Origin of the sequence: Streptomyces sp. P17, from assembly GCF_032436805.1 — a bacterium.
GTDB lineage: Bacteria > Actinomycetota > Actinomycetes > Streptomycetales > Streptomycetaceae > Streptomyces.
In genome coordinates, this window is record NZ_JAVRBF010000658.1 from 1 (window position 1) to 281 (window position 281).

The window sequence follows — 281 nt, forward strand, 5'->3', positions numbered from 1 at the left end:
GCTGCCAGATGTTTTGATTTTTGAGCCGACAGTTTTCGGTGATCCGCGTGGGTTCTTTTTTGAGAGTTTCAGTCAAAGAGTTTTTGATGAGGCGGTTGGGCGTCATGTCGATTTTATACAAGATAACCACTCAAAATCGACGAAAGGGGTTTTACGCGGCCTACATTATCAACTGAATCCTCATGCTCAAGCAAAACTGGTACGCTGCGTGGAAGGTGAGGTTTTCGATGTCGCGGTTGATATTAGGCGTCATTCTAAGACCTTCGGGCAATGGATAGGTG

General features: G+C 45.9%; 1 protein-coding gene. It reads left to right on the top strand.

Annotated elements, in window-relative coordinates; translation table 11 throughout:
- Nucleotide 1: 1 nt before the first annotated feature.
- Nucleotides 2-281 (top strand): dTDP-4-dehydrorhamnose 3,5-epimerase (locus RMT89_RS42480; protein WP_315889106.1); only part of this gene is annotated, 280 nt, incomplete at its 3' end.